Below are 7,615 nucleotides of genomic sequence, written 5' to 3' on the forward strand. Positions count from 1 at the left end.
ACCATCAGGTCGATGGCCCCCTCGTGGCTCGCGGCCACGTCCAGGGCTTCGGGCCCCGTCGCGGCCTCCAGCACGTGATAGCCGGAGCGCTCCAGCATGCGGCGCGAGATGCGCCGGACGCCGTCGTCGTCGTCCACCACCAGGATGGTCGCGCGCGGCTCGCGGGTCGATTCGGTGGATTCCGTCACGTCGTTTCGGAGCAAGGCAGCCTGGATGTCTCCGCTCCCCTCGCGTGCGATGCGCAGGGCAGACGGCCGGGACAGCCCTGAATCTATCCCCCACCGGTGGGCAAGCGCCACTTTCGCGACTTTCGATAGGAATGAAGGCGGCTTGTGTACGGCGGGATGGGCGTGCGCCGCCGGACCCCCGCGAAGCGAAGATCGCGGGGCTGCGGTGTCCGCGGCCGGGCCGTGCCCGGCCCGGGGCTTCACCAGCCCAGCGCGGCCGAGACCTGGCCGGCCAGCTCCATGGGGTCGAACGGCTTCGACAGCACCCCGGCCACGTCCAGCTCCGAAAAGCCGCGGCGGTCGCACGAGCGCACCTTGGCGGTCAGCAGCAGCACGGGGATGCCGGCCGTGGAGGGATCGGTCCGCAGCGCCCGTACGGTGTTGGGGCCGTCCATCCCCGGCATCATCACGTCCAGAAGAATGGCGTCCGGCCGCCACTGGCGCGCCATGGCCACGCCCTCCAGCCCGTCCTGGGCGGTGTGCACCTCCCACCCGGCGGTCATCTCGAGCGTGACCTGCGCGACCTCGCGGATGTCGTCCTCGTCGTCCACCAGCAGAATCGTGCGGTTCATCGTGTTCCTTTCGTGGCGCGCGGCTGCGCCGTTCCCGGGGTTGGCGGCCCGTGTGGGCCGCGAGTTTCACCGTCCGTGATCCGTCCGCCCGGGCCGCTGCCCGAAATCCGTACGAATCCTCGTAACTCCCGCTCCCGCAATCCTCTGCATTTCGCCTCCCGCGCCGCCGCGTCCGGATTCCGGACGATTTCCTCCGTTGCAGGGAGGAGGCTGCCTGCGGGCCAAGTCGTGCGATTGCAACAGGTTGCGGGAATCGCCGTGGAGGGTGAGTCCTCGGGTGTTAGGCAGCGTCCGCGCCATGCCTCGGGGCGCGGCACCGACCCCGGAACGCGGCCGTGGGCACCGCGGTGGGGCTGTGATCCCGCGCCGGCAGTCTGTCATCCTGAGCCCCAAGTGCGCCGAACCATCCCGCAGCCCGTTCCTCGCGGGGCGAAGGATCTAGCCTGAACCGCGAAATGAGCCTGGGCGCGGCAGCGGTCACCAATCCCGGAGCCGCGGATTCCCGGCTCCGGGTCGGGACCCAAGCCGCCACGGGCGAATGAATTCGCTGCAACGACCACACGAAGTCCGCCTTCGCGGACTGGCCTGTTCTCGGGTGAGGAGGACCTTGTGGCGCGCCGGGGAGTTCGCGGCAGATCTCTCAGCGCTGCGGACGCTCGGTTGACCGAATCGGCGGGTCCGCTTACCTTTTGGGCCGTTCGCCCTCGTAGCTCATCCGGATAGAGCGCAGGATTCCTAAGCATCTGCACCAAGAACTTCGAGCTTCCGCCTGGAAGCCCGTAAGCGCCAGCCAGACGTCACTTTACGCCATCCGTTGGCGTTCGTTTTTCAGAAAAATTCTCATGAGTAACAACGCGCCAGTAACAACCGCGAACTGATCGCTCGGATGCCCTTCCAAGTATGACGCGAACCGGTTTCTGAGGACCAGCGCGTTCGGAATCCACTGGGACACGCGTTCCGGAAGATCGAGTTGACTTGCGAATCAGCTGAGAGCGGACGGATCGGTCCCAAATATCAGAGAGGGCTGGTCCACGCGGATCAGCCCTCTCTTACGACAGCATCGTTTTGTGTATGGTAGCTTTGCTTGAATCACGTCGCGCCCGTTGGGCCGAGTGCGTCATGTAGCTCCCTCCCAAAACGCTCCCAAGTTATTCCTGTGGCTGCGAGCCATCGTACCATCGCGGTGAAGCTGATGTTGGCTTCGCCACGCTCCACCATTCCAACGTAGTTACGCGCCAGCCCGCACCGATAGCCCAATGCCTCTTGGGTGAGGCCGGCTGCCGTGCGGTAGGCGCGAAGGACGCGACCGAGCGTGGCCAGAGACGTCGAGGTGGGCGGCACCCACGAATTCTCCACCCGCCGCCACAGGCTCGTCTACCACATATATGTTGCATGCACAGTGTTCCCTTCATAGCTTCTTTGTGTAAGTGGCCACAGTTCACGCATTCCGGCCAGATTACCTGACCACCAAGGAGTGGCAACGTGACTTTCAGACTACTTGTCCCGCTGCATCACGTCACCGAAGTGGAGGCATTGGAGCACTTGAACGCGCTCGGGTGGGGTGCGATTACATACCGCCCAGAACCGATCTGTCGTATGCGCGGTATCTCAGGTGGGACGCAATGGATGTGCAGACCGGGTTGAGCAGCGTAGATGAACAGGTTAGTGAAGCAGAAGATGCCGGTCTGGCAACAGGCCGATACGCCTAGCCCGGAGCCGCATGCGCGGCTGTACTGGAAGGATGGGCGCGCCTACATCGACGCACGTTCGTGGGCTAAGTGGGGAGGGAAGCTTGAGGCGCTGATTCCGCCCGGCGAGCGGAGGGCAACGAAAGACCGGGTACAGGCCCATTTATTGTTCGCGCAGCGGCTCGCACATCTTCGCGAACTGCGCGTTGAGTTGCCGACCGGCTTGGCGGCGGAGGATACGTTGGCGCCGCAGATCACGGGCGACCCGCTGGACCGCTTCGCCACGTTTGCTGGCTGGTACTTGGCGGAGAAGGAACTCCGCCCCGGCCGTAGGCGGGTGACAAAGCGCCATCTCGAAAGCCAAAGGCGGATGTTGGTGTACGCCGCGCGCTTCTTCGCTCAGAAACAAGGTAAGGAATTGCTCCGTGAGCTAGGACCAGTGGACATTCGCGCCTACATGACGGAACTGCGGACCGTTTCCCCAGGCACCGCCAACAGCCGAGCTGCGAAGGGTCCCGTTAGAGCGCTGTCCTCTACTACCCAACGCCGCTATCTGAATACGTTAGGTGAGCTGCTGCAGGCTGCGGTGGCGGAGGATCGGATCTCGACTAACTGGGTAAACGAGCGAACCGATCTTCCCGCTGTCGATCCTAGTCCAACCAAACACTTGGAGGCGTGGGAAGCCGCGCGCCTGCTCGAAGGCGCGCGCATCCTCTATCCGCTCGATAAGAAAGCGCCACCCATCTATCCGCTTTTGGCCTTTTACCTTCTGACAGGCGTCACGGAGTCTGAGCGTGCAGGCGTGACCGTAGCCGACATACGGTTCCCCGGCAATCCGGAATTCCCCATTGGCGCAATCCTCGTGCGACCGAACGCGGCGGTCCGCGATGAGGATACTCGTGACCGGCTCAAGACTGAGTACCGGGAGCGGGTTATCCCTCTCCACGCGCAGCTCGCGGAAATCTTGGGCGAGTATTTGGGGAGCGTGAACGCGCCTCCCGGACCGCTGCTCTTTCCGGCGCACGACAGCGATGGGACGGAACCACTTCGCGACTGGCGCAAGCAACTGGACCACGTGGCCGTGCACTGCGGCTATCAACCCGGCGAAATTCGTACGCGCCGACTTCGCGTCACGTACTGTTCACACCGCGCTTACACAGTGGATGAGCATGGCCAGCCGATGACCGCCGTGAGGCTGCACGCCGAAATGGGCCACGGCTCGTACCAGATGATTGAGCGCCGCTACTTCCGCCATACACGTTTGCGCGCTGTCCGGCCGCACCTTGAGTATCGCTGGGCCGATTGGTCGGATAAGTACGGCCGCCCGCTTGGTTAACGAATCAAGCGTCAATCCGTTGCTTCTCACCACCGTCCTGCGGCTGAGGTGAACTGACGGATCCTGTGGCGGAGGGACATCGGATGCGTCTCGCTGCCTTGTTGGTTGACGGCCCCGAGTAGCGACGGAGATGAACGCACCTGCGTCGCGCGAGACCGCAGCCGCTCACAGGCCCGCTAAGTTCGCTGCGTTGCTCCCGCGCTGCTGAAGAAGCTGGCGCGGGAGCAGCGCAGCAGATATGATAATATGCGCATCTGAACATATAAGGGTATAAGTCATGTCAAGTCCGTCACATAAACCACAAGGCCGGTCACCGCCGTCTGCTGGAGCGGAATCGGGCCAGATGGCAGCCGCGCTCACCGAACAGGAGCGAGACCGCCTCGCGGAGCTGTTTGGAGTCCTGGGTGACAGGACGCGCATCAGAATCGCATGGGCGCTATCTGAGAAGGAACTTTGTGTGAAGGATCTAGCAACGCTGCTCGAGATGAATCAGCCGGCGGTTTCGCGCGCGCTGAAGGAGATGCGCCTTCTGCGAATCGTGGCGGCTCGGCACGAGCGCCAATTCGTCTACTACCGCTTAAATGAGGGTCACATCCGCTCTCTCCTTGCTGAGGCTTATGAGCATGCCAGAAGTATCGCTTGAACCGGAGGAGACACAGTCTGCGGTGGCGATGCCGCACTCCAGTGGATCCAGTTCCGTGCTGCTCATCAATTCCCCGGTGTTCGATACGCGCCTGCCGTGGGCACGCTGGCAGCAACCGGGGCTACTGTATCGCTACGGGTCTTATCTGCGGGAACGAGGTGCTGAGATCACCATGATCGATGCCCTCGCCGTGCCTCGCGCCGGCCGGCTGAGGAAGGAAAAGATCCAGCAGCTGATGCTCGATGGCCAGCGTGTCGATCAGTGGCGCTTCGGCCGCGCGCGGAAGGAAGTCGCGGCGGAGATGCGTGCGCTGGCCGACCGGGGATGGGCGCCAGATTCCGTTGTCGTGGAATGCTTCACCACATTCTGGTGGCGAGGCGCACGCGAGATGGTGGACCTCGCGCGAGAGGTGTTCCCCAGAGCCGAGGTACAGGTCGTGGGCGCCTATGCCAGCCATGCGCCCCAGCACGTGGAGCAGGCAACCGGCGCGATCCCGATCGCGCAGCTGCCCGCGGAGGTTGCGGCACATCCTGCTGACTGGTCACTGGCTCCTGCTCGCCCGCCTATAGCGTACATCTCGACAGCGAACGGTTCGCGTGGCGCTGATGAGATTGTCGAGGAAATCGCGAACGGGGCCGAGCGCGGGATAACGCTCTTCGCGTTCGGTGAGCATGGTGTGGTGGGACGGCATCCGGACCTGTTCGCGGCGGTTATGGAGGGCGTTCTGGCGCGCTGCATCAAGACCCGATTCGTAGCAACCGGCACCCTTGTCCCGGCCGAGTTGGTCGCCAATCCGGCGCTACCGACCCTCATGCGGCGCGCGGGCTTCCGGCAGCTCTTCTTCGCGGACGATCGGCACGTTCCGCTCGGCTCCGCGACGGACGATTACCTGGACGCCTGTCGGCAAGCCGCAGCCCTGTGTGAAGCCGCCGGCTTCCGCGCCCGCACGGACGAGTTGGGAGGGGGGGTCTGTCTCGGCCGGATGGGTGAAGATCTGGGCGAGCGGGCGCGGATGATCACCCGTGTGGCGCACGCTATGGGATCGGTCGTGCTCTGGCCCTATCAACCCGCACCCGCTGAGTGTCCTGGGGTGGAACTCGATCTCGTTAACGGAAAGCTCTTCCCGCTCCGCGCAGAAAACGGGGCGACGTATCGTGATTACCTGAACGTCCAGGGAATTGCCGTACTCATGAACGCGAAGTACCGCGAGCACACTTTCAACTTCCTGGGCGAGAGCTTCGTCGCGCGGATGTTCCGGGACAGCCTGGCACGAGAGGCCTGGGCCCCGGACCCTGCCGTGAAGGGCGGGCTGCGCCTGCCGGCCCCGCTAAGGCAAGGTGCCGCATGACGACGATCGTCTCGGCCGCTGGCCTCCGGGAGCCCGAACTCGTGCAGTCCGACGAACTGCTAGTTTCGCCGGTCAGCACACGCTCCCGGAGCGTTCTCCTCTTCAACCCTCCGGTTTACGACGCACAGTACTGGGCTCGCTGGAGCCAGCCGGCCGGCCTGCTCCGTTTGGCGACGTACCTGCGCGACCATGGATACGTCGTGAACCTGGTCGACTGCATGGAGACCGACGCGAAGGGTTTCGTGAAGAAGCGCAGGCGCAAGGTCGAGGGCCGTCCCTTAGACTACGTTCGCGACGACGTTACCAAGGCGATCTGGCACTTCGGTCTGGGATGGGACGAGGTAACCAAACGTCTGAAGGCACTGCCCGCGCCGGATGAGGTCTGGATCTCTTCCATCATGACTTACTGGTGGGAGAGTACACGCGACGCGGTTCAGCTGCTTCGGGAAGCGTATCCAAATGCCCGCATCTGCGTTGGCGGAATCTATCCGACCCTCGCGCCCGAGCACGCGGTCCGTAACCTTGTCGGAGCGGACTTGGTCTTCATGGGTGAGTTCAAGCCGGCCGGACACCGGTGGACCGATCTCTCGCTGTATGAGAGGCCGCCGAGCTACGCCATCCTGACCAGCAGCCGCGGCTGTCCGTGGGACTGCAACTACTGCGCGGCGCGGACCCTGAACGGCGGCTCGAACAAGGTGCGGGGACGCGAGCCGGAGGACGTCGTCGACGAGATTGAGGACAAGATCCGCCGGTTCGGGATTCGCCACTTCGGGTTCTATGAGGACAATGCCCTTGTCCTGCGTGGCCACCTCCATCGCATCATGGAACTGATCATTGAGCGGAAGCTGAACGTGACGCTGTATGCGCCGGAAGGCTTCGAGACGCGCCTGCTCGACGAGGACCTGCTCCGCGTGATGAAGAAGGCGGGATTCCGGAAGGTGCACCTTCCGTTCGAGACCCTGAAATGGGAGACGAACCAGGGGTGGAACCGCCGGCACGCGAGCACCGCTTCGTTCGAAGCGGCGCTCGATGCAGCGATCCGCGCGGGTTTCAAGCCGCGGACGGAGGAGATTAATGCGTTTGTGCTGTTCGGGCTTCCCGACGACAACCTCCAGGACATCGTCGACGGTGTGACCTACGTCCACCACACGGTGGGCTCGGTAATTCCCATGCTCTTCACTCCCGTACCGGGCACGAATGTGTACCGAGAGCACGCAGAGTATCTGCACGGCGAGATGGGATGGGATCTGCACCACCTCAACGGTAAGCTGCTCCCGTTCCTCGAGTACAACCAGAGGCGGTACCCCGAACTCAGAGCCTCGGACTACTTGGAGTTGGAGGCGCTCATGTCAATTCTAAACAACGGAAAGTTTCTTTCGCGCGCGGTGGATTTATGCGACTCCAGCGCCGCGAGCTCGGCTTTCCGAGAAGTTGCGGGGGCGAGATCGATCGCTCACCACCCCTACGGTGGCGCTGCGGATGGCATCGCTGCGGATTGACGCAAAACACCACGTTTGCTAACCTTCGGGCTCGCGTCCGGATCAGGTCTCGCGTGGCTTGATCCGGCGTCATTCAATCGCTGTTTCTCTCCGGGCACCCCTCTCCTGTCCCAAGGTTTTGGCAAAGAAGCCGCAGCAACGCAAACCCCGGTCTACGCCCCGGCGTGAACCGCCACCGCCTCCCGGGGACGGCTCGCGCCGGGTGTTCATCCTCGGAGCAGGTTTCAGCTACAATGCCGGTTTCCCGCTCGCCTACCATCTGCTGCGCCAGGTATACGAGCGTCTCGACCGGGAGACACAAA

7 protein-coding genes are annotated in these 7,615 nt (G+C 63.5%); 4 read left to right on the forward strand and 3 right to left on the reverse strand.

Annotation, left to right across the window (positions count from 1 at the left end):
* The 3 genes from VIB55_RS13105 to VIB55_RS25495 all read right to left on the reverse strand — a co-directional run.
* Positions 1-188 (reverse strand): response regulator (locus tag VIB55_RS13105; RefSeq protein WP_331877100.1); only part of this gene is annotated, 188 nt, incomplete at its 3' end.
* Positions 189-427: 239 nt separating this feature from the next.
* Positions 428-799 carry a response regulator gene (locus tag VIB55_RS13110; RefSeq protein WP_331877101.1) on the reverse strand — a complete coding sequence of 124 codons (372 nt, stop codon included), beginning with the start codon at positions 797-799 and terminating at the stop codon, positions 428-430.
* A gap of 1,089 nt (positions 800-1,888) precedes the next feature.
* On the reverse strand, positions 1,889-2,155 hold the full coding sequence (locus VIB55_RS25495) for a helix-turn-helix transcriptional regulator (protein WP_349263024.1): 267 nt from the start codon (positions 2,153-2,155) through the stop codon (positions 1,889-1,891).
* A gap of 297 nt (positions 2,156-2,452) precedes the next feature.
* Here VIB55_RS25495 and VIB55_RS13115 point away from each other — a divergent pair, with 297 nt between their 5' ends.
* From VIB55_RS13115 to VIB55_RS13130, 4 genes are all read left to right on the forward strand, one after another.
* The gene (locus tag VIB55_RS13115; protein ID WP_331877102.1) at positions 2,453-3,823 is read left to right on the forward strand and encodes a hypothetical protein; all 1,371 of its coding nucleotides are present in this window, start codon (positions 2,453-2,455) and stop codon (positions 3,821-3,823) included.
* Between the two features lie 343 nt (positions 3,824-4,166).
* On the forward strand, positions 4,167-4,466 hold the full coding sequence (locus VIB55_RS13120) for a metalloregulator ArsR/SmtB family transcription factor (RefSeq protein ID WP_331877103.1): 300 nt from the start codon (positions 4,167-4,169) through the stop codon (positions 4,464-4,466).
* Positions 4,467-4,521: 55 nt separating this feature from the next.
* Positions 4,522-5,814 carry a hypothetical protein gene (locus VIB55_RS13125; protein ID WP_331877104.1) on the forward strand — a complete coding sequence of 431 codons (1,293 nt, stop codon included), beginning with the start codon at positions 4,522-4,524 and terminating at the stop codon, positions 5,812-5,814.
* Positions 5,811-7,313 (forward strand): B12-binding domain-containing radical SAM protein, encoded by a 1,503-nt coding sequence (locus VIB55_RS13130; protein ID WP_331877105.1) that lies wholly within the window; start codon positions 5,811-5,813, stop codon positions 7,311-7,313. The genes VIB55_RS13125 and VIB55_RS13130 overlap by 4 nt, the downstream gene beginning before the upstream one ends.
* The last annotated feature ends 302 nt before the right edge of the window (positions 7,314-7,615 follow it).

The sequence above is a fragment of the Longimicrobium sp. genome (assembly GCF_036554565.1).
Taxonomy (GTDB): domain Bacteria; phylum Gemmatimonadota; class Gemmatimonadetes; order Longimicrobiales; family Longimicrobiaceae; genus Longimicrobium.